Origin of the sequence: Streptomyces sp. KPB2, from assembly GCF_003950055.1 — a bacterium.
GTDB lineage: Bacteria > Actinomycetota > Actinomycetes > Streptomycetales > Streptomycetaceae > Streptomyces > Streptomyces salinarius.
In genome coordinates this window covers 597,262-621,164 of record NZ_CP034353.1, presented here as the reverse complement: position 1 = coordinate 621,164, position 23,903 = coordinate 597,262, and the positions used below count along the sequence as shown (strand labels likewise).

Annotated in this window: 25 protein-coding genes; 15 read left to right on the top strand and 10 right to left on the bottom strand. The window is 72.7% G+C overall.

Annotated elements, in window-relative coordinates:
- Positions 1-30: 30 nt before the first annotated feature.
- Complete coding sequence (locus tag D1J63_RS02845) at positions 31-936, bottom strand: helix-turn-helix transcriptional regulator (protein ID WP_125627580.1); 906 nt, start codon at positions 934-936, stop codon at positions 31-33.
- Positions 937-1,140: 204 nt separating this feature from the next.
- Here D1J63_RS02845 and D1J63_RS02840 point away from each other — a divergent pair, with 204 nt between their 5' ends.
- Positions 1,141-1,701: a quercetin 2,3-dioxygenase gene (locus tag D1J63_RS02840; protein ID WP_125627579.1), complete on the top strand. Its 561-nt coding sequence runs from the start codon at positions 1,141-1,143 to the stop codon at positions 1,699-1,701.
- 81 nt (positions 1,702-1,782) lie between these two features.
- Positions 1,783-2,703 carry an alpha/beta hydrolase gene (locus D1J63_RS02835; RefSeq protein ID WP_125627578.1) on the top strand — a complete coding sequence of 307 codons (921 nt, stop codon included), beginning with the start codon at positions 1,783-1,785 and terminating at the stop codon, positions 2,701-2,703.
- A gap of 43 nt (positions 2,704-2,746) precedes the next feature.
- On the opposite strand, the gene D1J63_RS02830 is transcribed toward D1J63_RS02835, so the two are convergent.
- The gene (locus D1J63_RS02830) at positions 2,747-3,241 is read right to left on the bottom strand and encodes a GNAT family N-acetyltransferase (RefSeq protein ID WP_125627577.1); all 495 of its coding nucleotides are present in this window, start codon (positions 3,239-3,241) and stop codon (positions 2,747-2,749) included.
- Between the two features lie 122 nt (positions 3,242-3,363).
- Positions 3,364-3,765 carry a hypothetical protein gene (locus D1J63_RS02825; RefSeq protein ID WP_102932359.1) on the bottom strand — a complete coding sequence of 134 codons (402 nt, stop codon included), beginning with the start codon at positions 3,763-3,765 and terminating at the stop codon, positions 3,364-3,366.
- Between the two features lie 392 nt (positions 3,766-4,157).
- Here D1J63_RS02825 and D1J63_RS02820 point away from each other — a divergent pair, with 392 nt between their 5' ends.
- A complete protein-coding gene (locus tag D1J63_RS02820) occupies positions 4,158-4,790 on the top strand; it encodes a bifunctional 4-hydroxy-2-oxoglutarate aldolase/2-dehydro-3-deoxy-phosphogluconate aldolase (RefSeq protein WP_125627576.1) in 633 nt (210 codons plus the stop codon).
- Positions 4,787-5,857 (top strand): sugar kinase, encoded by a 1,071-nt coding sequence (locus tag D1J63_RS02815; protein ID WP_125627575.1) that lies wholly within the window; start codon positions 4,787-4,789, stop codon positions 5,855-5,857. The genes D1J63_RS02820 and D1J63_RS02815 overlap by 4 nt, the downstream gene beginning before the upstream one ends.
- Before the next feature lie 13 nt (positions 5,858-5,870).
- Here the strand turns inward: D1J63_RS02815 and D1J63_RS02810 are convergent, their stop codons facing one another.
- Complete coding sequence (locus D1J63_RS02810; protein WP_125627574.1) at positions 5,871-6,296, bottom strand: hypothetical protein; 426 nt, start codon at positions 6,294-6,296, stop codon at positions 5,871-5,873.
- Between the two features lie 191 nt (positions 6,297-6,487).
- Between D1J63_RS02810 and D1J63_RS02805 the strand changes: the two genes are divergently transcribed.
- Both D1J63_RS02805 and D1J63_RS02800 read left to right on the top strand, forming a co-directional pair.
- Positions 6,488-7,024 carry a DUF2269 domain-containing protein gene (locus D1J63_RS02805; protein ID WP_125627573.1) on the top strand — a complete coding sequence of 179 codons (537 nt, stop codon included), beginning with the start codon at positions 6,488-6,490 and terminating at the stop codon, positions 7,022-7,024.
- 31 nt (positions 7,025-7,055) lie between these two features.
- The gene (locus tag D1J63_RS02800; protein WP_233644900.1) at positions 7,056-8,099 is read left to right on the top strand and encodes a LacI family DNA-binding transcriptional regulator; all 1,044 of its coding nucleotides are present in this window, start codon (positions 7,056-7,058) and stop codon (positions 8,097-8,099) included.
- 73 nt (positions 8,100-8,172) lie between these two features.
- On the opposite strand, the gene D1J63_RS02795 is transcribed toward D1J63_RS02800, so the two are convergent.
- The 4 genes from D1J63_RS02795 to D1J63_RS02780 all read right to left on the bottom strand — a co-directional run bounded on the left by D1J63_RS02795 (position 8,173) and on the right by D1J63_RS02780 (position 12,563).
- Entirely contained in the window at positions 8,173-9,069 is an 897-nt protein-coding gene (locus tag D1J63_RS02795; protein ID WP_232249361.1) for a carbohydrate ABC transporter permease, read from the bottom strand.
- On the bottom strand, positions 9,059-10,021 hold the full coding sequence (locus tag D1J63_RS02790; RefSeq protein WP_125627572.1) for a sugar ABC transporter permease: 963 nt from the start codon (positions 10,019-10,021) through the stop codon (positions 9,059-9,061). The genes D1J63_RS02795 and D1J63_RS02790 overlap by 11 nt, the downstream gene beginning before the upstream one ends.
- Positions 10,018-11,403 carry a sugar ABC transporter substrate-binding protein gene (locus D1J63_RS02785; RefSeq protein WP_125627571.1) on the bottom strand — a complete coding sequence of 462 codons (1,386 nt, stop codon included), beginning with the start codon at positions 11,401-11,403 and terminating at the stop codon, positions 10,018-10,020. The genes D1J63_RS02790 and D1J63_RS02785 overlap by 4 nt, the downstream gene beginning before the upstream one ends.
- Before the next feature lie 68 nt (positions 11,404-11,471).
- On the bottom strand, positions 11,472-12,563 hold the full coding sequence (locus D1J63_RS02780) for a glycoside hydrolase family 172 protein (RefSeq protein WP_061440913.1): 1,092 nt from the start codon (positions 12,561-12,563) through the stop codon (positions 11,472-11,474).
- 283 nt (positions 12,564-12,846) lie between these two features.
- Here D1J63_RS02780 and D1J63_RS02775 point away from each other — a divergent pair, with 283 nt between their 5' ends.
- The 5 genes from D1J63_RS02775 (at position 12,847) to D1J63_RS02755 (ending at position 19,614) form a co-directional block, all read left to right on the top strand.
- Positions 12,847-14,325 (top strand): FGGY-family carbohydrate kinase, encoded by a 1,479-nt coding sequence (locus tag D1J63_RS02775; protein WP_125627570.1) that lies wholly within the window; start codon positions 12,847-12,849, stop codon positions 14,323-14,325.
- A 105-nt stretch (positions 14,326-14,430) separates the two neighbouring features.
- Positions 14,431-16,065, top strand: coding sequence for a fucose isomerase (locus tag D1J63_RS02770; protein WP_125627569.1), 1,635 nt, complete (start codon positions 14,431-14,433; stop codon positions 16,063-16,065).
- Between the two features lie 261 nt (positions 16,066-16,326).
- Complete coding sequence (locus D1J63_RS02765) at positions 16,327-18,021, top strand: hypothetical protein (RefSeq protein ID WP_125627568.1); 1,695 nt, start codon at positions 16,327-16,329, stop codon at positions 18,019-18,021.
- Between the two features lie 53 nt (positions 18,022-18,074).
- Positions 18,075-19,076 carry an NADPH:quinone reductase gene (locus D1J63_RS02760; protein WP_125627567.1) on the top strand — a complete coding sequence of 334 codons (1,002 nt, stop codon included), beginning with the start codon at positions 18,075-18,077 and terminating at the stop codon, positions 19,074-19,076.
- 79 nt (positions 19,077-19,155) lie between these two features.
- On the top strand, positions 19,156-19,614 hold the full coding sequence (locus tag D1J63_RS02755; protein ID WP_125627566.1) for a VOC family protein: 459 nt from the start codon (positions 19,156-19,158) through the stop codon (positions 19,612-19,614).
- A gap of 25 nt (positions 19,615-19,639) precedes the next feature.
- Here D1J63_RS02755 and D1J63_RS02750 read toward each other — a convergent pair whose 3' ends face one another.
- Entirely contained in the window at positions 19,640-20,443 is an 804-nt protein-coding gene (locus D1J63_RS02750; protein WP_125627565.1) for a thioesterase family protein, read from the bottom strand.
- Positions 20,444-20,621: 178 nt separating this feature from the next.
- On the opposite strand from D1J63_RS02750, the gene D1J63_RS02745 reads away from it, so the two are divergent.
- Genes D1J63_RS02745 through D1J63_RS02735 form a run of 3 tightly spaced genes read left to right on the top strand, consistent with a single transcriptional unit; the run spans position 20,622 to position 21,640 of the window.
- On the top strand, positions 20,622-20,849 hold the full coding sequence (locus D1J63_RS02745; RefSeq protein ID WP_125627564.1) for a DUF2945 domain-containing protein: 228 nt from the start codon (positions 20,622-20,624) through the stop codon (positions 20,847-20,849).
- 16 nt (positions 20,850-20,865) lie between these two features.
- A complete protein-coding gene (locus D1J63_RS02740) occupies positions 20,866-21,207 on the top strand; it encodes a DUF3140 domain-containing protein (protein ID WP_102927973.1) in 342 nt (113 codons plus the stop codon).
- Positions 21,200-21,640, top strand: coding sequence for a hypothetical protein (locus D1J63_RS02735; RefSeq protein ID WP_125627563.1), 441 nt, complete (start codon positions 21,200-21,202; stop codon positions 21,638-21,640). The genes D1J63_RS02740 and D1J63_RS02735 overlap by 8 nt, the downstream gene beginning before the upstream one ends.
- A gap of 76 nt (positions 21,641-21,716) precedes the next feature.
- Here D1J63_RS02735 and D1J63_RS02730 read toward each other — a convergent pair whose 3' ends face one another.
- Positions 21,717-23,279, bottom strand: a complete 1,563-nt coding sequence (locus D1J63_RS02730; protein WP_125627562.1) for an SDR family oxidoreductase — start codon at positions 23,277-23,279, stop codon at positions 21,717-21,719.
- Between the two features lie 104 nt (positions 23,280-23,383).
- Between D1J63_RS02730 and D1J63_RS02725 the strand changes: the two genes are divergently transcribed.
- Positions 23,384-23,890, top strand: a complete 507-nt coding sequence (locus D1J63_RS02725; protein WP_125627561.1) for a MarR family winged helix-turn-helix transcriptional regulator — start codon at positions 23,384-23,386, stop codon at positions 23,888-23,890.
- Positions 23,891-23,903 lie beyond the last annotated feature (13 nt).

The window sequence follows — 23,903 nt, the reverse complement described above, 5'->3', positions numbered from 1 at the left end:
TCGCGGGGCCCCTCCTGCCGGGCGTGCTCCTCACGACTGGGTCACGGACCGGAACTGGGTCGGTGTCATACCGGTGTGCTGACGGAAGAAGGCGCTGAAGACGGTCGGGTGGGCGAACCCGACGCGTTCGCCGATGGCGGCCTGTGGCAGGTCGGTGTGGACGAGCAGGCGTTTCGCCTCCAGCAGCACCCGGTCGTCGATGAAGCGCTTGGCGCCGCAGCCGAGGGCCGCCCGGGTGGCGCGGGTGAGCGTACGGGGGCTGTAGCCGAGCCGGGCGGCGTAGTCCTCGACGCGGTGGGTTCGGCCGAAGCCCTCCTCGACGGCCTGCCGGAACAGGTGGAACGCCTCGCCGCCGCCCGGCCGCGTCGGGTGTCGCGGATCCATCAGGTGGACGAGCCGGACGAGGATCACCGATAACAGGTGGCGCAGCGTCTCGACGTACGCCTCCGGCCCCAGGCCGGACAGGTCGGCGTGCTCCTCGACCAGGGCGTCCAGGATGCGGAGCAGGGCCGTCCGGCGCGTCGTGTCCGGGGTGACGAGGCGGTACGGGGTGTGCTCGCCGCCCCGGATCAGGGTGTCGGTCGCCGCGCTGGGGAAGCCCGACGGGAAGACCAGTACGGTCGCGTCGGCGGCCCCCGGGCCGCCGGGAAACCGCAGCACCTGCCCGGGCCACACCCACAGCCAGTCGCCCGCTTCGAGGACGTACGAGGTGAAGTCCACCGAGCACCTCAGCCGCCCGCTCCGCAGCGCGACGAGCAGATGGAAGGCCGGGCGCACGGGCACGGTGAGCGGTCGTTCGCTCGCGTCGGCACGGGCGGCGAGCCCGGGCAGGTCGAGGACGTCCAGACCCGGCGGCCTTCCCGGCGTCGGGCGGTACGGCGCCGTCGGAATGCCCGTCGCCCGGCGGCCGCCCGCGAACTGTCCGTTTTTCTTCATCGCGTGCCCGAGTGTATGGCGCCCACCCCCACCCACCGGTCCTAGCTTGGTCGAAGCGACCGCGCCGGGGGACGAACCGCGAACGTCCCGCGGGCGCACCGCCCGGCGCCCGCGCGCGGTGCCGGCCTCCCGCAGCCCACCACGGCCGCACTCCCGCACGCGCCCGGCCCGGCCGAGTGCCGCCCAGAACCAGGAAGGCCCACGATGACCATCGAGTTCGCCACCCGCTACCGCCGGCGTTCGCACATCCCGCCCGAGCCGGGCAGGCCGTACTTCATCGAGAAGGACATGGGCGACCGTGCCCACCTCTTCACGGACATGTTCACGATCTACGCGGGCGGCGAGCAGACCGAGAACACCTTCAACTTCTTCACCTGCGAGGGCCCGAAGGGCGACATCATCCCGGCGCACTCCCACCCGGACACCTACGAGGTCTTCTACATCACCGACGGGGCGGTGCGCCTGTTCGTCGAGGACCTGGAGGGGGAGCAGTACGAGAAGCTGCTCACGGCGGGCGACTTCGGCTTCGTCCCGAAGAACTGCCCCCACGCCTACCGCATCGAGCGGCACCACAGCCGGATCGTCGGCGTGGCGGCCGGGCCGGGCGGCACCTTCGAGCGGTTCTTCGAGAACCTCGGCACACCCACCGACGAGCACGGCCTGCCCCGCACGCCGTACATCCCCGACCCGCGGAAGTTCGGGACCGTGCCCCAGGAGTACGACGTGACCTTCCTGCCCGACCACCAGTGGCGAACGGGGAGCTGATTCCGCCCCGGCGGCTTCCCGCCCCGCCGAACGTCGTCGGCACCGACCGGCGCCCGCACCGACCGACGAAGGACACCCGTTGTGACCGACAACGCCTCCGAGCCCTTCCCCCTGCCTCTGCTCGCCTCGCCCGACCCGGCCGAGCTGCCCCTGCCGCCCCCGGCCCGCCCCGCCGCCGGAGTCCGGCTGCTGCGCGGCGCCGTCTACAGCATCCCGGACGGCAGCCGCCCCCTGGCCGTCGACCTGTGGCTGCCCGAGGACGCGACCGGAGCGGTGCCGGTCGTCGTCTTCGTGCACGGCGGTGGCTGGCGCAAGGGCATGCGCGACGACGCCGGCCCCCGCTTCCGCGACTGGCGGCCGGGCCCCTTCGCCCGGCTGGCACAGGCCGGGTTCGCCGTGGCCTGCCCCGACTACCGGCTCAGCGGCGAGGCACCCCACCCGGCGCAGGCCGACGACCTGGCCGCCGTACTGGCCTGGCTCCACACCCGCGCCGCCGACCTGAGCCTCGACACCGGGCGGACCGTGCTGTGGGGCGAGTCCGCCGGCGGGCACCTCGCCGCCCTGACCGCGCTGACCCGGCACACCCGTGCCGGGAGTGCCACCGTCACCGGTTGCGTCACCTGGTACGCCCCCTCCGACCTGACCGGACTCGCCGAGGACCACCCCGAGGGCGCGTACGACCCGAAGGACCCGGCCTCCCGTGAGTCCCTGCTGCTCGGCGGCGCCCCGGCGGACCGGACCGAGGCGGCGCGCGAGGCCAGCCCGGTCACCCACGTGACCCCCGACGCACCACCGTTCCTCATCCTGCACGGCACCGACGACACCCTGGTGCCCGCCCGGCAGTCCGTGCGCCTCGCCGAGGCCCTCCGGGCGGCGGGGCACCAGCCGGACCTGCGCCTCCTCACCGGCGGCGACCACCTCTGGGCGGGCCTGTCCGACGCGGACGTGGAGGACTGCTACCTGCGCACCCTGGAGTTCGCCCGCCGCTGTACGAGCGCCTGACCCCGAGCCGCAGCCGCGTGTGCCGTCTCCTGCGCGTCGGAGCCTACGGCTGGAGGTCGCGCCGGTACCAGGTGCCGGACTTGCCGCCGAGATCCGCCGGGGTGGCGGGACCCACCGGAACGAACCCGGCCTTGGTCAGGACCTTCCGGGACGCGGCGTTGTCGTGCGAGGTGGCCGCCATCAGGGTGCGCAGGCCGTGCACCTCCGCCGCCGTCCGGCACAGCTCCCGCACGGTCGCGGTCGCCACCCCGCGGCCGGCGACGTGCTCCGCGACCCGGTAGCCGAGTCTGGCGGTGCCGTCCTCCAAGTCGTACAGGTTGAACCGGCCGAGCACCGAGCCGTCCTCGGCCACGAGCAGGTAGAAGGCGCAGACGCCGGCCTCCTGCTCGGCCAGCACGGCGCTGTGCCGGTCGGGGAACCGGTCGAAGAACTCGTCGCCGCGGTCGGGGATCGAGGCGGCGAAGTACGCGCGATTCGCCAGCTCGAAGGCCAGGACCGCCGGGGCGTGGTCGGCATGCAGCCGCTTCAGCTCGGGCATCGCCCGACTCTACCGAGACCGGGCCCCGCGACCACCCGAATTTCCGCCGCCGGCCGGGCCCTTCGGTCCGGAGACCGGCCGACCCGGCGGTGCGCCGGGCCGGCCGGCCAGTTCCCGGTCGGTCAGTGGTGCCCGTGCGGCCGCAACCACTGCGGTCGGTGGGACGCCGGGCGGCGCTGTCCGGCCGGCTCCTCCGCGGCGGTCGTGCTGCTGCCCCGGCCCTCCAGCCGGCCGGCCAGTGCGTCGCGCTCGGCGGTGGCCTGCCTGGCGGTCTCGCGTTCCCTGCGGCGCTTCTTGCCGCGGTGGCGCGCCAGCACCGTCCCGGCCAGGAGCATCCACATGCCCAGGCCGAAGATCAGTGTCAGGGCGATACCGCCGAGAAACGCCCCGAGCGTACTGATCGTGAATGGCTCGCTCCCCAACAGGGTCACGGTGTAGTCCGGACCGCCGGACAGGTTGTACGCGATCAGCAGGCCTGCGAAGGCGGCGGCGCCCGCCATGAGCAGGAGACCCAGCACCAGCATGTTTCTCACCTCGTCGCACGTGGATGTCCTCCACCCGGGTCACCATGAGGAATGGTGCAAAACGCGCAACGTGCACATGCCGGACGTGTGTGTGCCGGATGTGTGTGCCGGATGTGTGTGTGCCGGACGTGCGGGTGGCGGATGTGGGAGTGGCGGCTGCCGGCACGTGACGGGATGTCACCCACCCCGCTCAGTGGGACAAGTGACGTCGGGGCAACGGGACGGGGCCACGCCCCGCACGGTCGCGGGTGCCGCACGGCCGTCCCTCCCCGCGGGCGCCTGCGGGCCCCGGCCTCCGGACCGGGCGCGGGGGCCTTCTACCCTGGTCGCCGAGTGCCGCCGCGCGCCGACCGACCCGTACCCCCACGACCCCCCGAGAAGGAGCCTCGCCCGTGGATCTGCGAGCCACCCTCGCCGCCCACCGCCTCGTCGCCATCGTGCGCGGGGACGACGCCGACGCCGCGCTGCGCACGGTACTGACGCTGGCCGAGGAGGGGCTCGAACTCATCGAGGTGTCGCTGACCGGCAAGGACGCCCTCCGGGTCGTCGAACGGGCCAGAGCCGCGCTCGGACCCGACCGGCCCCTCGGCGCCGGCACCGTCCTCACCGCCGACGACGCCGTGGCCGCCCACCGCGCGGGCGCCGACTTCGCGGTCACGCCGGGGCTGGGCGAGGGCGTCGTGGCCGCCCGTGAGCTGGGCATGCCCGTCCTGGCCGGTGTCATGACACCGACCGACGTCATCACCGCACGCACCCTCGGCGCCGCCGCGCTGAAGATCTTCCCGGCGGCCCAGGCCGGCGGGCCCGCGTACGTCAAGGCCCTGCGCGGGCCCTTCCCGCACGAGACCCTCGTGCCCGTCGGCGGCGTCGACGAGGCGGCGGCCCGCGCCTACCTGGCGGCCGGCGCCACCGCCGTCGGGGTCGGTTCCCCGCTGATCGGCGACGCCGCCGACGGAGGCAGCCTCGACGCCCTCCGCACCCGGGCCCGCGCCTTCCGCGCCGCCGTGGGGGAGGCCCGGCCGTGACCGGCGCCCGGCCCGCGTCCGAAGGGGACGCCGACACCTCCGTACGGACGCGCGGCGGCAACGGTCCCGACGCCGAACCGCGGACCGCGAGCCAGTGGCGGCCGGCGCGGGGACCCGTGGTGTGCCTCGGGGAGACCATGGCGGCCATGGCCCCGGCGCCGCCGCACACGCTGGACGGCGCGGAATCCCTGCGCCTGTCGGTGGCGGGCGCCGAGTCGAACGTGGCCATGTACCTCGCGGACCTGGGCCTGCCCGTCTCCTGGCTCTCCGCGGTCGGCGACGACGCCCTCGGCCGGCGGGTGCGGGCGGCCGTCGAAGGGGCCGGCGTGGACGTCTCCGGCGTGCGCACCGACCCGGCCCGGCCGACCGGCCTGCTCCTGAAGGACCCGGGCCCGGCCGGGACCCGCGTGCACTACTACCGCCGGGGTTCGGCGGCCTCGGCCCTCGGCCCCGACGTCCTGGACGACGCACGGGTCGGCGGGGCCGCCCTCCTCCACCTGACCGGCGTGACCCCGGCCCTGTCACCGTCCTGCCGGGCCCTGGTCGAACGCGCACTGGGGACACCGCGGGCTCGGCGTACCCACGCCGTCAGTTTCGACGTCAACCACCGCCCCGCGCTGTGGCCGCCGGACACGGCCGCCGGGGTGCTCCGGGACCTGGCCGATCGTGCCGACATCGTCTTCGTCGGCCTGGACGAGGCACAGGAGCTGTGGGGTGCCGGCCTGACCGAAGCCGACGTCCGAGGGCTGCTGAGCAGCCCGCGCGTCCTCGTCGTCAAGGACGGCGGGCGGGGCGCCACCGCGTTCACCGAACGGGGTGTGTGCACCGTGCCCGCCCTGGCGGCGGAGATCGTGGAGCCCGTCGGCGCGGGGGACGCGTTCGCCGCCGGGTTCCTCGCCGGACTGTGGCGCGGCACCGACCTCACCCGCGCCCTGCGCCTGGGGCACATCACCGCTGCCTCCGCGCTGCGGGTCGTGGGCGACCACGGGCCCCTGCCCGACGCGGACACCGTCGAAGCCATGCTGGCCCTCACCGAGCGGGACTGGTGTCAGGAGCCGACGCGGTAGAGCGAACCGGCCGTCAGCAGCACCTGTTCGTGGCTCCGTCGACGACGAATCCCACGCCGATGCCGAGCATCCACGTGTCCTTCGCCAGGGCCGTCCCCTCCTGCGTCGGACGCAGGCTGCCCTCCTCGCGCATCCCCGGAGTACGCAGGTACAGGCCCACCAGCCCGGCCGAGAAGGCGGTCAGACCGATGCCCGCCAGCGCCGTCGGCACGACCGGCAGGAGCAGCGCCGAACCGAGCGCGATCTCACCGGCGGAGAGCAGCCGCAGAAAGGTCGTGGGCCGGAGCCTGCCGAGGAACGGATAGGTGTTCTTCGCCATGCCGTGCATCATGGCGGCGGTCTGCTCGTCGGCTCCCCGCTTGGCCAGACCGGAATTGAGGATGAAAGCCCCGGTGGCCAGTCGTGGGGCGACATGCCTGAGCTCGATGGGCAGACGCATGGGAACTCCTAGCGGCGTTTCCTCGGAGACACGCCCAGGCTACGAGCCACGCGTCCCCCGCGCAGCGCGGACGCCCGCGCTCTGCTCCGACCGGGGCACGGCGCAGCCCCGTCGCGTACGCCCGGGCCGGTACGGCGGGTTACTCCCGTCGTGGGACGCCGTGGCGGCCGCGGACCGGCAGCGTGGGTGGGGTGAAACTCAACCGCCCCGCACGCCGGGCCTGCCTCGTCGTCCACGTCGTCGCCTCCGCCGCCTGGCTCGGGCTCACCCTCGGGCTGCTGGCGCTCGGCGTGACGGCGGCGACCAACGCCTCCCCGGAGACGGTGGAGGCCGCCGTCCGCTGCATGAAGCTGTTCGCCGACTGGCTGCTGCTCCCCCTGGCCCTGCTCACCCTGGCGAGCGGCCTGGTGCTGTCCCTCGGCACGCCGTGGGGGCTCGCCCGGCACCGGTGGGTGTACACGAAGTTCTGGCTGACCCTGGGCACGACCGTCGCCACGTTCTTCGCCCTGCGCCCCGGCGTGAACTCCGCGGTCGCCGCCGTGGCCGCCGGCGGGCCGCTGCCCGACGCGGGGAACGTGCTCTTCGGGCCGGTGGTCTCCCTGTCCGCCTACGTGTTCATGACCGTGATCTCGCTTCTCAAGCCCTGGGGACTCACCCGGCGCGGCCGCCGTCTCCGCGCGCGTGCTGCGAGTGCCCGTCAGCCGCTCGCCCGCTCAGGCACAGGGTGAAATCCTTTTCAGACGCAGGTAGGGTGAGCAGGTGGACCTTACGCACAGTGAGAGGGCGCGGACCCAGGTGGTGACCATCCAGGACGTGGCGCGAGCCGCCGGAGTATCCCCGGCGACCGTCTCACGGGTCTTCAACGGCGGAAACGTCACCCCGGCACGGGCCCAGTCCGTGCAACAGGCGGCGGCGGCGCTCGGCTTCGCGCCCAACCGCCTGGCCCGGTCCTTGCGCAAACAGCGTTCCAGCGTGATCGCCCTGCTCATCCCGGACATCGAGAACCCGTTCTTCACCTCGCTCGCCCGAGGCGTCGAGGACGCGGCGCAGCGCACCAGTCTCTCCGTGGTGCTGTGCAACTCCGACGAGGACACCGACAAGGAGCGCCGCTATCTGGAGGTCGCGCTCGGCGAGCAGATGGCCGGCGTGATCGTGGCGGCGGCCTCCCAGGACGAGACGGACCTCGGACCGTTGATCGCCCGCGGGGTTCCGGTCGTCGCCGTCGACCGCCGTCCCCGGGACGCGGAGGTGGACGCGGTCCGCCTCGACGACCGCCACGGCGGCGAGGCCGCCACCCGGCACCTGCTGCGGGCCGGGTACCGCAGGATCGCCTGCATCACCGGACCCCAGGGCGCCTCGACCTCCGAGGAACGCCTGGCCGGTCACCGGAGCGCGCTGCGGGCGGCCCGGCCGGAGACCGCGGTGGACGACACCTACGTGCGCCACGCGGACTTCCGGGTCGAAGGGGGCCGCGCCGCGATGCGCGACCTGCTGTCGCTGCCCGAGCCGCCCGATGCCGTGTTCGTCGCCAACAACCTGATGACCATCGGCGTGCTCGACGCCCTGCGCGAGGCCGGGATCACCCCGCCCGGCATCGGCGTCCTCTCCTTCGGCGACGTCCCCTGGGCGTCGTTGGTGCGGCCGTCCCTGTCGGCCGTGGAGCTGCCCTCGTACGAGTTGGGGCGCACGGCGGCCGACCTGCTGCTCCAGCGCATCGAGGGCGGCGACGCACCCCTGCAGACCGTGGTGCTGCGCACGACGCTCCAGGTCCGGGAGAGCACCGGCGGCCCGGCCGGCGCGTGAACGCACCGAGCGGCGCCGCACCGGTCCTCTCAACCGGTGCGGCGCCGCAGGAGCAGGCCCCTCGACGGCCCCGCTACTTGATGCCGGACGTCTTGATCGACTCGACGATCTGGCGCTGGAAGACGAAGAAGAGGATCAGCATGGGCAGCGCGGCCACCGTCGCCGCGGCCAGGATGTAGTTCCAGTTCGACGTGTACTGCGTCTGGAACGAGGCGATGCCCAGCTGGACCACGGTCAGGTCCTGGTCGTTGGTGGCGACCAGCGGCCAGACGAAGGCGTTCCAGTTGGCGAGGAAGAAGAAGATCGCCAGCGCGGAGAGGATCGGCCGGGACATCGGCAGCACGATGTTCCAGTAGACCCGCCAGTGGCCGCAGCCGTCGATGACGGCCGCCTCCTCCAGCTCCTTGGGCAGCCCCAGATAGAACTGGCGCAGCAGGAAGATGCCGAAGGCGTTGAAGATCGCCGGGATGATGAGTCCGGCGTAGCTGTCCAGCAGCCCCAGCTCGCGGGCGACCATGAACAGGGGGATCAGCACCACGGGCGCGGTGACCAGCAGGGTCGCGAAGATCGCGCCGAAGAGCTTCTCGCGGCCGGGGAAGCGCAGCCGGGCCAGGGCGTAGGCGGCCATCGAGTGGAAGAACAGGGCCGCGATCGTGATCACCGCGGAGATGAAGAAGCTGTTCCACAGGTAGCGCGCGAACGGCACCTCCGTGAAGACGTACACGAAGTTGTCGAAGGTGAAGTCCGTCGGGATCAGCCTGCCGTCGGTGACGGTCTCGCGTGTCTTGAAGGACGACGTGAGCATCCACAGGACCGGCAGAACGCTGATCACGGACAGGACGACGGCCAGGGCGGTCAGCCCGGTGCGCCCGGAAAGCGGCCGCCGTCGGCCGGGTCCGGCACCGGACCCGCCGCCGCTGCCGGACCCGCGGCCCCGGCCGGCCGTTGTCGTCAGGGTGTCACTCGCCATCGTCGAACCTCCCGCCCCTCGTGAACTTGAAGATCACCGCGGAGACGGCAACCATGATCAGCACCAGGAACGAGCCCATGGCCGACGCGTAGCCGTACTCACCGAACCCGAAGGCCTGCTGGTAGATGTAGAAAATGGCCAGTGACGTGCCGTTGGCGGGCCCGCCGTTGGTGAGCACGAAGATCAGGTCGAGGCCGCCGGTGATGGCCGCGACCGTGGACATCATCAGGACGAAGAAGCTGGTCGGGCGCAGCAGCGGCCAGGTGATGGAGCGGAACTGCGTCCACGGTCCCGCGCCGTCCAGCTTCGCGGCCTCGTAGTACTCCTTGGGGATCTCCTGGAGGCCCGACAGGAAGATGATCATGTAGTAGCCCATCATCACCCACACCATGACCGCGATGACGCAGCCGAGGGCGAGCGAGGGACTGCCCAGCCAGGACTCGCCGTCCAGACCCGCCGCCCGCATGGCCCGGTTGACCGCCCCGGTCTGCTCGTCCAGCAGGAACTTCCACAGCACGCCGACCACCACGAGGCTGATGACGTACGGCAGGAACAGCGCCGTGCGGTAGACGCCCATGCCGGGCAGCTTCTGCTTGACCAGCAGGCCGAGCCCGAGGCTCACGCAGAACAGCACGGGCACGAGGATCACCACGTACAGGCCCGTGATCTTCATCGAGTCCCAGAAGAGCGGGTCGTTCATCATCCGCTCGTAGTTGCCGAGCCCGATCCACTCGTAGCTGCCGAAGCCGCTGACCTGGAAGAAGCTCAGCGCGATGGACAGCACCATCGGGACGGCGACGAAGACCAGCAGCCCCAGGACGTCGGGGGCGAGGAAGAGGGCGGCGGCCAGCCACTCGCGGTGCCGACGGCTGAGCCCGGGGCCTCTGGTCGGGGCCGGTGGCTCGGCCGTGGCCGCGGCGGCCCGGCGCTCCTTCGCGGCGACGCTGCTCATATCAGGCTCGCCCCCTTGTAGCTCTTGGTGTACGCCTCGATGGACCGGGTGGCCCGCTCGATCTCGCTCCCCACGCCGCGGCCGGCGAGCATGGTGCCCTGGATGGCGTCGGAGATCGCCTTGTAGACGACCGGGGGGTAGCGGGGTTCCGCACGCCCTCCCGGGAAGATCTCGTCCTTGAACTTCCGCATGACCTCGGAGTCGTAGCCGCCCTTGGCCGCGCCGCGCTCCAGTGCCGTGGCGCGGGGCGCCACGTCGGACTTGGCACCGACGCACCAGTCGACCATCCGGTTGATGGACTCGTCCTCCATCGAGCCCAGCGCCCAGACGCAGAACTCGGCCGCGGCCTGCGGGTCGCGCCCCTGGGCGTTGGCGCAGAAGGACCAGCCGCCCAGTGCCGTGACGTAGTCGCCGCCCGGGGGAGTGGGCAGTTTGAAGACGCCGTACGGGTAGTCGGGGGCGAAGGCCTTGAAGCTGGAGACGTTCCAGATGCCCTGCTGCCACATGCCGACGTTGCCGCCCTTGAAACCGCCGATCACGTCGCCCGCGGCCGGCACGGTGCGCGGGGCGATGCCGTGCCGTACGGCGTCCTGCCACAGCGCGAGGGCCTGGCGGGTGGCCTTGGAGTCGAAGGCCACGTCGCCGCGCTCGTCGAGGACGTCGCCGCCGCCCTGCCACATCCACGGATACCAGGTGAAGTTCTGGTAGTAGCCCGGGTTGGTCTCGAAGACGAGGCCCGCCGTGGTGCGGGAGCCCAGCCTGTCGCCGACGTCGAGCATCTGGTCCCAGGTGGTGGGGATGTCGGCCTCGGACAGGCCGGCCTTCTCCCACAGCTTCTGGGAGTAGAACATCGCCAGCGGCTCGACCTCCATGGGGAGGGCGTAGACCTTGTCGCCGACCTTGCGGCTGTCCAGTGCGGAGCCGAAGTCGTCGACGGCCGCCTTCTCCAGGTACGGGGTGAGGTCCTCCAGGACGCCGCCGTTGTAGTACCGCAGGAAGTCGCCGGGGGAGAGCATGAAGATGTCCGGGCCCTCGCCGGTGGCGAAGGCGGACGGCAGCTTGAACCCGTTGAGGTAGGTGGGCTGCGGCAGATACACGAGGTCGATCTGCTGTGTGTGGGTGGCGTTCCACTTCCCGACCATGTCGGTGAACCACTTGGACTGCGCGTTGATCGCCGGGTCGGGTGAGCGCTGGGGTCCGTAGAAGTTCCAGAACTGGAGGTTGCCCCCCTTCGCCCGGGCCGTGCCGCAACCGGTGAGCAGGGCCGGGGCCGCGACGGCCGCGCCGGTGCCCGCCATGGCGGTGAGGAAGCGCCGGCGTGAGGTGCCGGCCGGGGACGGAGCCGGCGCCGGTCGCCCGGCGTCGTTGCCGTGCTGGAGCATGCGTGCGCTCCTGTCGGAGTGGGATGGGACGGGGCTGTGGGGGAGGTGTGGGGAGAGAGCGAGCGGGGTCAGTCGACTTCGAGGGTGAGCAGGTCCGGAGTGGCCGGACGGGACGCGCAGGCCGGCGCGTCCAGGTAGAAGAGCGAGGTGCTGGCGATGTCGTCGCTGGTGTGCCGGTAACGGTGCGGCAGGCCGTTGCCCTGCCCCGGGCCGATGCCGAGGCTCTGCACGGTGACGCGGAGGTCCTCGGCGAAGCGGATGGGGTCCAGGACGTGCCAGCGGTACATCCCGAACCGCTGCTGGCTGCGGTACAGCCCGTCCGGGCGCAGGATCTGGTTCAGGCCGAGATACGGGGTGGTGTACGCGGTGTAGCCCTGCCCGGGGACGTCGAAGTTCCAGGCGCCGCCGAAGTAGTCCTCGGTGCCGGTGCCGCAGATCGTCGGGTACTCCTCGTCGCCGTCGAGGTAGAACTTCAGCTCGCCCTCGCCCCACCAGCCGGGGCTGTTCACGCCCCACGCCAGGTACGTGCCCACGTAGCTGCCCGCGCCGGTGACGCCGTCGAGCAGGGTGTGCACCTCGCCGAACGGGACGGGATGGCTGCGGCGCCACTGGGCGTGGAAGTAGGAGGCGTCCTCGCCGACCTCGTCCAGTTCGTAGTCCACCTGGTAGTACAGCGTGACCTTCTCGGCGGTCAGGTTCTCCAGGGTGATGCGCGCCGCGCGGCGGAAGGGCATCGGCCAGTACGCGTTGAAGCCCCCGTTGGGGTTGGCCGCGACGGGCACGGAGGAGACCTGGCTGAAGACGTTCCAGCCGTTGCAGAAGAAGTCCCCGAGCGGGACCTCGACGGCCGGGGTCTCCTCTCCCTCCCAGTACATCCGCAGCAGGGTGCCGCGCCACGCCCCGTGCGGGTCGGTGGTGCACCACAGGTGACGGATGGTGCCGGGGCCCTCGATGTCCGCGAGCACGGCCGTCTCGCCGGCGGCGATGTCGATGCTGGGGGAGATCTTCCAGCCCGGTCCCAGGCGGCTCGCCGCCACCGCCCCGGTGCCCTCCGTGGCCCGGCCGCCGCCGGCCCTGGCGCCGGTGAAGTTCTCGGCACTGATGGAGCGGCTCACGGCACGCGTCCTGCGGGAGATGCCGTCGAGTCCAAAGGTCGTCATCGTGTCTTGCCCTCAAGGTGGAGTTGCGGAGTGCGCCGTGGCCCGAGGGGGCACGGTGGGCGCGGGGGAGGACGCTACGCCGTCGTCGGGGTGACGCGGCGTTTCTGCGTCCCTGAAATCCATTTCACCGAAACGTAGAGCTGCCTCCAGGGGGTGTCAAGAGCTGAGACGGTCGTGCGTCTCCGTGTTTCACGCGCCCCGCCTGACCCGGCCTTCTAGGGTCAAGTCGCGTCATGTGTGCGCTCCCTTGACGCTGAAATCGATTTCTGCAAACGTGCTCGCCATGCCTCGCAACGCAGTCATCGGTGTGGACATCGGCACCTCGAGCAGCAAGGGCGTACTCGTCGGTCCCGACGGCACCCTGATCCGCTCGGCCGTACGGGAGCACACCCCCGCCAGGCCGGGCCCCGGCCGCTTCGAGATGGACGCCGCCGTCTGGTGGGACGAGTTCACCGGGATCGCCCGCGAACTGACCGCCCCCGGCGACGTCACCGTCACCGCCGTCGGCGTCAGCGGAATGGGACCGTGCGTCCTGCTCACCGACGAGCACGACACACCGCTGCGCCCCGCGATCCTCTACGGGGTGGACACCCGCTCGGTCCGCCAGATCGAGCGCATCGAGGCCCGGCTCGGCGCGAAGGAGATCATCGGCCGGGGCGGTTCCGCCCTCACCACCCAGGCGGCCGGACCCAAGATCGCCTGGATCGCCGACGAGGAACCCGAGCAGTACGCCCGCGCCCGCCGCCTCTACATGCCCAGCTCCTGGCTGGTCCGCCGGCTCACCGGCGCCTACGTCCTGGACCACCACTCGGCCAGCCAGTGCACGCCGCTCTACGACACCCACGCCCGCCAGTGGTACGCCCCCTGGGCCGCCGAGGTCGCCCCCGGCATCGAGCTGCCGCCGCTGCGCTGGTCCGGGGAGGCGGCCGGCACCGTCACGGCGGACGCCGCCCGGGAGACCGGCCTGCCCGCCGGCATCCCGGTGACCACCGGCACGATCGACGCCTGGGCGGAGGCGCTGAGCGTGGGCGCCCAGGGCACCGGTGACCTGATGCTGATGTACGGCACCACCATGTTCCTCGTCCACACCGTCCCCGAGCCCCTCACGAGCGAGTCCCTGTGGGGCACGGTCGGCGCCCTGCCCGGCACCCGCAACCTGGCCGGCGGCATGGCCACCTCCGGGGCGGTCACCAACTGGCTCCGGGATCTGTTCGCCGACGAGGACCACGCCGGCCTGACCCGCCGGGCCGCCGAGTCGGGGCCCGGCGCCAACGGCCTGCTGATGCTGCCGTACTTCTCCGGCGAACGCACCCCGGTCATGGACCCGGACGCCCGCGGCGTGGTCGCCGGCCTGACGCTGTCCCACACCCGCGGCGACCTCTACCGGGCGGCCCTGGAGGCCACCGGCTTCGGCGTCCGGCACAACATCGAGGTGATCGAGGCGGCCGGGGGCGACATCTGCCGGGTGGTCGCCGTCGGCGGCGGCACGCGGGGCGACCTGTGGACGCAGATCGTCTCCGACATCACCGGCCGCGCACAGGAGTTGCGCGCCACCACCATCGGCGCGAGCTACGGCGGCGCGCTGCTGGCCGCCGGGCTCGTCCAGGACGTCTCCGTCGACGCCTGGAACCCGGTGCGCGAAACGGTGACGCCGCGCCCCGAGCACACCGAACGCTACGACGACCTCTACGCCCTCTACCGGCGCCTCTACCCGGCCACCGCGGAGGTCGTCCACACCCTGGCGACGTATCAGGAACGCTGACCGACGGCCCGCCCGGGCCACCGACCGACCGCCCGGGGACCGCCGCGCAGGACCCGCTCGACCCCGCCGGCCCCACCGGCCGGACGCACAACCTACGGAGACCGCATGACCGCGTACACCCTGCCCGTACTCCACCAGCCGCCGGCCGCCGAGCCAGCCACCGTCTACACCGTGGCCAGCGGCGATCTCCGCCCCGCCGCCAACACCACCTGCTGGCCCACCCAGGAGAAGCTGGAGAAGGACCTCGCGGCGGCCGTCACCGCCCTCGGCCGGCAGGTGCGCCGCGGACACCCCGTCGACGAGGCCAAGGGACACGGGTTCATCGACAGCCAGCGCGCCGGCATCGAGGTCTTCAGGAACCTGCCCAAGGACGCCCCGCTGATCGTCGTCGAGGCGGTGTGGCAGTACAGCCACCACGTCCTCGCCGGGCTGCGCGACCACAGGGGCCCGATCCTGCTCGTGGCCAACTGGAGCGGCGAGTTCCCGGGTCTGGTCGGCCTGCTCGGCCTGGCCGGGAGCCTCACCAAGGCGGGCATCGACTACTCGGCCCTGTGGAGCCCCGACTTCACCGACGACTGGGCGCGCGAGGGCCTGCGCACCTGGCTGGAGACGGGCACCCTCGCCCACGACACCGGCCACGTCCGGCCGCTGCCCGAGCTGCCGAAGGACGCCGAGACCGAACTCGGCACGGCCCTCGCCCGGCACCTGCGCGAGGAGAAGGCGATCATCGGCGTCTTCGACGAGGGCTGCATGGGCATGTACAACGCCATCATCGACGACGAGTTCCTCAACCCGCTCGGCATCTACAAGGAGCGCCTGTCGCAGAGCGCCCTGGTCGCGGAGATGAACAAGGTCTCCGACGAGGAGGCCCAGGCCGTCCGCACCTGGCTCGACGACGCCGGCATGACCTTCCACACCGGCACCGACGAGGCCACCGAACTCACCGACGCGCAGCTGCTCAGCCAGTTCAAGATGTACATCGCCGCGCTGCGCATCTCCGACGACTTCGGACTCGACGCGGTCGGCATCCAGTACCAGCAGGGCCTCAAGGACACGGTGCCGGCGAGTGACCTCGCCGAGGGTCTGCTCAACAACGTCCAGCGTCCGCCCGTGTTCAGCCGCGACGGCGCTCGGGAGCTGTACGCCGGTGCCCCGCTGCCGCACTTCAACGAGGTCGACGAGGGCGTCGCCGTCGACTCCCTGGTCACCAACCGCATCTGGACGGCGATGGGCCTCGACCCGGCCACCACGCTGCACGACATCCGCTGGGGCGAGGAGTACGACGGCCGGTTCGTCTGGGTCTTCGAGATCTCCGGCTCCGTCCCGGCCTCCCACCACGGCGGCTACGACAAGTCGTACAGCATGCGGCAGCCGCCGATGTTCTTCCCGCTCGGCGGCGGCACCCTCAGCGGTGTCTCCAAGCCCGGCGAGATCGTCTGGTCGCGCGTCTTCCTCATGGACGGCGGCCTCCACGTCGACCTCGGCCGCGCGACCGCCGTCGAGCTGCCCGAGGAGGAGACGCGGCGCCGGCTGGACGCCACCAACCCGCAGTGGCCGATCATGCACGCGGTCCTGCACGGCGTCACCCGCGACCAGTTCATGGCCCGCCACCGCGCCAACCACCTCAACGTCGCCTACGCACCCGACGCGGCCACCGCCGACCGGGCCCTGCGCGCCAAGGCCGCCCTCTTCGCCGAACTGGGCGTCGAGGTGCACCTGTGCGGGGACGTGGCGCTGTAGTACTCCCGGTGTTCCGCCCGTCGCCACCGCGGGCGGAACACCCCAGAGCACCACCGGTGAACGTGAACGACCGGCAGGCGAACCAGGAAGCCCCCACGATTCCGAGGAGTCTGCATGACAGGTTCACAACACGCCAGTCCGGGAGCGGCCCACGGCGGCCCGGGCCGACGCCTCCTGCTCCGCACAGCCTCGGGTTGCAGTACCGGATCAACGGCCTCGCGGTCTGAGCACCTTCCCCGTCCGACCCACCGAGGAGTACTCGTGCGCCACCGCAAACGCAGACTGCTGATCACCCTGGTGGCCGGGCTGGCCGCCGTCACGGCGTCCACCATCCCCGCCGTCCAGGCCGACACCGGAACCCCGTCGGCCCGCGCCGCCGCCACCTCCACGCTCGCGAACGCCCCGGAGAGCACCTACTTCTCCACGGTCCGGATCGACCCCGGGGCCACCGTCGGCGCCCCCGCCGTCGGCGACAACAAGGAGCACGGCGACCTGTGGCCGTCGTGCTGGTCGGACGACGACCACGTCTACGCCGCGTACGGCGACGGCGTCGGATTCGGCGACACCTGGCAGGACATCGGCGTGGCCCGGATCAGCGGCATGCCCGGCAACCTGACCGGCACCCAGCGCGCGGCCGGCGACCGGGTCGGCCGCATCTGGGGCGACCCCCAGCAGTACTACCGCAAACCCACCGGCATGGCCTGCGTGAACGGCGACCTGTACCTCGCCGTCCAGGACCTCAAACGCGGCACGCTCGACAACGCACCCAGCGCCACCATCGTCAAGTCCACCGACAAGGGCGCGACATGGACGTCGGACAGGACGACGCCGATGTTCTCGGACGAGAAGTTCACCACCGTCATGTTCCTCGACTACGGCAAGGACAACGCGAACAGCCCGGACGGATACGTCTACGCCTACGGCCTCGACCACAACTGGCGCGACACCTTCGACCCCGACCCGGACCCGGCCGACCTCTACCTGGCCCGGGTGCCCGCCGGCTCCGTCCAGGACAGGTCCACCTGGCAGTTCTACGCCGGCGACGGCGGCGGCACCCCGCGGTGGACGCCCGACATCGACCAGCGGGTCGCGGTCCTGCACGACGACCGCCGCGTCTACCAGAACGTGGGCACTCCCGGCCGGGTCAGGGACCTCAGCGTGATCAGCCAGGGCGGAGTCGTCTACAACAAGCCGCTGAACCGCTACATCTACACCTCGTGGACGGAGTACACCTTCGAGTTCTACGAGGCGGCCAGCCCTTGGGGCCCGTGGAAGCGCTTCACCCCCAAGGACTTCGGCGGCTACCCCTGGACGCACACCAAGCACGGCGGCTACGCGACCACCATCCCGTCCAAGTACATCAGCGCCGACGGCCGGTCGATGTGGCTCCAGTCCAACGTCTGCCCCTGCGGCGGCGGTTACCCGGGCGGGGACTTCTGGGCCTACACGTACTCGCTGCGCAGGATGTCCCTCACCCCGTACGAGCCCACCACGCCCGGCAACGCACCCGACGGCGCGCGCAACCTCGCGCGCGAACCCGGCACCGTCCCGGTCGAGCGCGCCACGCACTTCGGCACCGCGGTCTACAACGACGGCGACAAGGCCCAGAACGAGGACGACTGGAACGACGAACGCAAGGCGACGAGCTGGTGGGGCTACACCTGGCCGCGCCAGTACCACGTCAACCAGGTGGCGTACACGACCGGCACGATGTTCGGCGACGGCGGCTGGTTCAGCAGCGCGCCCAGGATCCAGGTCCGCCGCGACGGCGCCTGGCACGACGTCGAGGCCCAGCGCGTCACGCCCGCCTACCCGACCTCGTCGGCCGCCGGCACCCACCGCACGTACGTCTTCGACTTCGCCACCAACAGCGGCGACGGCGTGCGCGTCGTCGGAGGCAGCGGAGGCACCCAGACGTTCACGTCGATCGCCGAACTGGAGGTCTTCCACCGCTAGGGGGCGGTCGGCGCTCCGCTGCGTCACCACCGGGCGGTTCGTAGCATGAGGTCATGAACGGCACGGTTCCGGACAGGATGCGGGCGGCGTACATCGACGCCGTCGGACCCGCCGACGCCATCCGGTACGGGGAACTGCCCGTTCCGCCGGTCGGGCCCACGGACGTACTGGTGCGGGTGTCGGCCGTCGCCGCCGATCCCGTGGACACCTTCGTACGGTCCGGCGCGTATGCCACATCGCTGCCCACGCCGTTCGTCGTCGGCCGCGACCTGGTGGGCGAGGTCGCCGCGACCGGGCCCGGTGCCGCGGGCCTCGCGGTCGGACAGCGGGTGTGGTGCAACAGCCTGGGCCACGGCGGCAGGCAGGGCTCCTTCGCCCAGTACGCGACGGTCGCCGCAGAGCGCCTCTACCCTGCGCCGGCCGGCGTCGACGAGGAGCACCTGGTGGCGGCCGCCCACCCGGCCGCCTCCGCCTGGCTCGCCCTGTTCCGGCACGGGCGGCTGCGGGCCGGGGAGACCGTCTACGTGGGGGGCGGCGCCGGGAACGTCGGCGGCGCCGCCGTCTCCCTCGCCGCCCGGGCCGGGGCCCGCGTGGTCGCCACGGCGCGGGCGCGGGACGCCGAGGCGGTGCGCGAGCTGGGCGCCGCCGAGGTCCTCGACCACCACGCGCCCGACCTCGGCGAGCGTTTGCGCGCGGCCGCCCCGGACGGCTACGACGTGCACCTGGACACGTCCGGGCGCGGGGTGCTCGCCGACGCCGTGGAGTCGCTGGCCCGGGGCGGGCGGCTGGTCGCCATGGTGGGACTGGGCTCCGGGCCCGCCGCACTGCCGGTGAGCCGGCTCTACACCCGCGACGCGAGCATCGTGGGCTTCGCCATCAGCAACGCCACGACCGCCGACCTCGACGAGGCGGCACGGGGTGTCGTGGGCGTCCTCACCCGCACGCCGTGGCGCCCGCGCATCGCCGACCGGCTGCCGCTGTCGCGGACGGCAGAGGCCCACCGCAGGCTGGAGGCCGGTCGGGTGCGGGGCCGGCTGGTGCTCACGCCGTCTTGATCGTCTTTCCGGCGGGCCGGACGCGGTCCATGATGGACGGGACGAAGGAAACCAGTCACCAGCTCCTGGGGGTCCAGGAATGCGCCGTGAAGACCTGCCGGCACCGGAGTCCGGACTGCTGCTCACCCACTTCCTCACCGTGGCCGACGTGCCGCGCTCGCGTGCCTTCTACTCGCAGGTGCTCGGCGGCGAGGTGGTGCTCGCGGAGAACCCGTGCATCGTCAAGCTCGCGAACGGCTGGATCATCATGAACCCGGGCGGCGGACCGACGCCGGACAAACCCGACGTCACCCTGCGCCCGCCCGACGACCCCGGAACGGCGACGAGCTTCCTCAACATCAGGGTCGCCGACATCGAGCGCTGCCACCGCGAATGGAGCGCGCTCGGCGCCGAGTTCCTCACCCCGCCCATCGACCGGAAGGCCGAACTGCGGTGCTACCTGCGCGATCCGGACGGCTACCTGATCGAGGTCGGCCAGGCCACCGGGCTGCTGGAGGGCATCCTCGCCGATCCGCCCGCGGGACCGGGGCAGGGCTGAGGCGCTGGGCCGGGCCCCGGGCCGCTCAGGGCTGCGGACGGACGGTCAGCAGCTGCTGGGCGTGGCCCACGGGGCCGTCCACGTCGTGCAGCACGGTGCTGGTGACGCCCTGACCGGTGGGCCCGAAGACGACGGTGGTGTCCAGTCCGGTCCAGCGGCCCCGCGGCGCGCGGTGCAGGTGCAGGGTCAGATCGATGTTCGGGAACATCCACTCCCGCGGCGACTGCCGCACCGCGATGCCGTTGGCCGTGTCGACCAGTGCGACGTACGAGGCCAGCGGGCTCGCGCTCTCCCCGGCGACCAGGCCGAGGCCGGTGGAGATCCAGGCGGTGGTGCGGCCGGGGGAGGGCGGTGCGAGCGGGCGTACGTCCAGGGAGGCGATGTAGCCGCCGGGCCACCGGGTCTCCATCGGCCAGCGGGGGAGCGTGTCCGGCGCGGTGAGCCGGTCGGCGCCGCCACCGGCGACGGCACTCGTGTCCCCGTCCGCCAGCAGCCACGCCCTGGCCCGCGCCACGGAGCGGTCCGCTATGAGCACCGTCGCCTCGACCAGCTCGATGGTGCGTCCCGGACGCACGGTCTCCACCCGTATCTCGCACTCGTCCAGCGCCGGGCGGCCCAGGATGTCGAAGCTGATCCGGCTCAGCGACATCTCCGCCGCGCCGGGACGGTGCGCGAGATGGCGGTCCACGGCGTGGACGATCAGGCCCCCGAGCGGGCTGAAGTGCTGTTCGTCCGAGCTCCACGCGCCGCCCGCGTGCGGGGTGGGCTTGTAGCGGTGCTCGTCGATCCGCTCGTAGTAGCTGTCCGGGGTCGCTGTGCTGGTGTTCAACGGGCTGCTCCTGGAACGACGGCGGTGCGAGGACGGCGGCGGGCCGGGACGGCGGCGCCGGGGCCGCGACCAGGATAGTTCGGCGCCGAATCGGTCCCGGCCCGAGTGGAGCACCCGCGGCGGGGAACCCAGGCCGTCCGGGAAGAGCGAGGGGGATCGCAGGCGAAGGAGTACCGCGATGGCGAAGAACCGCGACGACGGCGAGCGCCTGAAGAAGGGCGACAAGGTCACCTGGAGCAGTCACGGCTCCCGCACCGGGGGCGAGGTGGAGAAGGAGATCACCGAGCGCACCGAGGCGGCGGGCCGCACCGTGGACGCCTCTCCCGACGACCCGCAGTACCAGGTCCGCAGCGACAAGTCGGGCAGGTCCGCGGTGCACAAGCCGTCCGCGCTGAAGAAGAAGTGACAAGAGGTGAGGTGACATGGACGGCGACGAGCAGGACGGGACCCGGGACGCGTTCCACGAGCTGGTGAACATGACACCGGCCGAACTGGACAAGTGGCTCGACAGCGACGAGTCCCGCGACGCCGGGCACCACCAGGACGGCGGCGAGTCCGTCGGGCACGCCTCCGGCCGCCGGATCGTCGAGATCCTGCGGAAGAAGAAGGGCGACCTCTCCGACGACGACTACGAGCACATGCGCAAGGTCGTCGGCTACATCCGCCGGCACCTGGCCCAGCGCCCGTCGGGCGACGTCCGGGAGACCCGATGGCGGTACTCGCTCATGAACTGGGGCCACGACCCCCTGGAGCACCATGGATGACGACCCGCACCGGCGCCCCGAGGGCGTCAGCGACGCGACGGTGGAGGCCCTCGGGTCCCTGTCCAAGGCGCTGGAGACGACCGAGTGCGCCCGCGGCCACCTGTTCGCCTTCCACCAGTTCACCGGCTCCGCCGACTTCGAGCTGGACCGCGCGGTGGAACTGCTGCGCGCCGCCGGTCACGAGGACTGGGCGGAGCGGGTCCGCACGGAGATCCAGGGCCGCAACGTGATCCCGGGCCACTGGACGTTCCAGATCGTCGAGGCGTACGACCGGACGTACTACCAGGCGTTCCGGGACCTGGAGCGGGAAGCGGTGGCGCGCCTGGCCGGAGGCCGCACCCACCTCTACGAGGCGGAGCTGAAGGAGGCCCGCCGGACCCGCGACCACCCGGACCACACGTCCCGCCCCGACAGCCCCGACAGCCCCGCCTGACCGTGATCCGCGGCTCGGCGGGACGGGCGGGGCCCGGACCGGGGCGGTGGGCCCGGCACGGGCGTGACCGCCGGGCTCACCGCGCGGCGGTGCCGGGGGCCGGGCCGGGGCGCCGGGCGGCGCGGGCGGCGGCGCGGGCGATGTTGCGGGCCATGCCGCCGAAGACCACGGCGTGGAAGGGCCACACGCTCCACCAGTACGCGTGGCCCGCCAGCCCGTGAGGGTGGAACAGTGCCCGCTGGCGGTACCGCGTCCGCCCGTCGTCGTCCGTCTCGGCGTACATCTCCAGCCAGGCCAGTCCCGGCAGCCGCATCTCGGCGCGCAGCCGCAGCAACCGGCCGGGGACGATCTCCTCCACCCGCCAGAAGTCGAGCGAGTCGCCGACCCGCAGCCGCGCGGCGTCCCGGCGTCCCCGGCGCAGGCCCACCCCGCCCACCAGCCGGTCGAGCCGGCCCCGTACCGCCCAGGCCAGGGGGAAGGAGTACCAGCCGTTGTCGCCGCCGATGCCCTCGACGACCCGCCACAGCGCCTCGGGCGGCGCGTCGACGGTCAGCGCGCGGTCGTCGGTGTAGAGGCTGCCGCCGGCCCAGTCCGGGTCGGTGGGCAGCGGATCGCTGGGCGCCCCCGGCACGGACGCGGACGACCAGCGGGTGGTGACCCGGGCCTCCCGCACCCGTCGCAGGGCCAGCCGTAGCGCGTCGTCGAAGCCGAGCGGGTAGCCGGGCGGCGGCGGGACGTAGCGCACGATGTCGTTCTCGCCGCACACCACCTCGTGCCGCAGCGACTCGGTGAGCGGGCGCGCGATGGCCGCCGGGACCGGCGTGACCAGCCCCACCCAGTGGCTGGACAGCCCGGGGGTGAGCATCGGCACCGGCAGGATGAGCCGCCGGGGCAGCTCGGCGACCCGGGCGTAGCGCTCCATCATCTCGCGGTAGGTGAGGATGTCCGGGCCGCCGATGTCGAAGGACCGGGACACCTCCTCCGGCATGGTGGCGCTGCCGACCAGGGCGCGCAGCACGTCCCGGACGGCGACCGGCTGGATGCGGGTGTGGACCCAGATGGGCGTGACCATCACCGGCAGCCGCTCGGTGAGGTAGCGCAGCATCTCGAAGGACGCCGACCCGGAGCCGATGACGACCGCCGCCCGCAGCACGGTCGTGGGCACGCCGGAGGCCAGCAGGATGCGGCCGACCTCGGCCCGCGAGCGCAGGTGCGGGGACAGCTCGCCCTCCGGCACTCCGGCCGGGGTCAGGCCGCCCAGATAGACGATGCGCCGCACACCCGCCGCCTCGGCCCGCTCGGCGAAGGTGCGGGCCGCCCGCCGGTCGGTCGCCTCGAAGTCGTCGCCGGTGCCGAGCGCGTGCACCAGGTAGTAGGCGACGTCGACGCCCTCCATCGCCGCCGCCACCGAGTCGGCGTCCGTGACGTCGCCGCGCACCACCTCGGCCCGGCCGGCCCACGGGTGGTCGCGCAGCTTGTGCGGGGAGCGGGCCAGGCACCGCACCCGGTGCCCGGCTTCGAGCAGTTCAGGCACGAGGCGGCCCCCGACATATCCCGTGGCGCCGGTGACCAGGCAGCGCAGACCCGCCCCGGCACCCTCGCCGCTCGTCCTCCCGGGTCCTTCACCTGCGTGTTTCATGGGGCTCCGTCGCTCGCGGGACAGTCGTCACCGTGACCCCTTCCCCCGGACGGGACGGGGTTGACGCGTCCGGGCCCAGGTCGACCCTTCTATACGCTGATCACGTGGCGACAGCGAATCAGCGCGGACAGCGCGCGCACGAGCGGGGGACCGGTCCCGGCCCCGAGGCGAGCGACCTGCACGTCCTCGCCGTCCAGCTGCGGCGGATGAACGGCGAGATCAACCGCGTCGTGCACGGTTTCGCCGGTGCCCACACGCTGCATGCCACCGACATCCAGGCCCTCGCCGCGATCCTGGACGCGCCCGAACCCATGACGCCGGGACGGCTGCGCCGGCACCTGGGGCTGACCTCGGGCGCGGTGACGGCGTGCGTGGACCGGCTCGAACGCGCGGGACACGTGCGCCGGGTCCGGGAGAGCGCCGACCGCCGGGTCGTCCACCTGCACTACGTGCCCGAGGCCCGCGAGGCCGCCCGACGGTACTTCCGTCCGCTGGCCGAGGCCGCCGTGGCGGCCCGCGCACACTTCGACGCCGACGAACTGGCCGTCGTGGGCCGTTTCCTCGCGGCGTTGAACGAGGAGCTGAGCCACGTGGCGACGGACGACCGCTGAGCCGGCCGCCGCC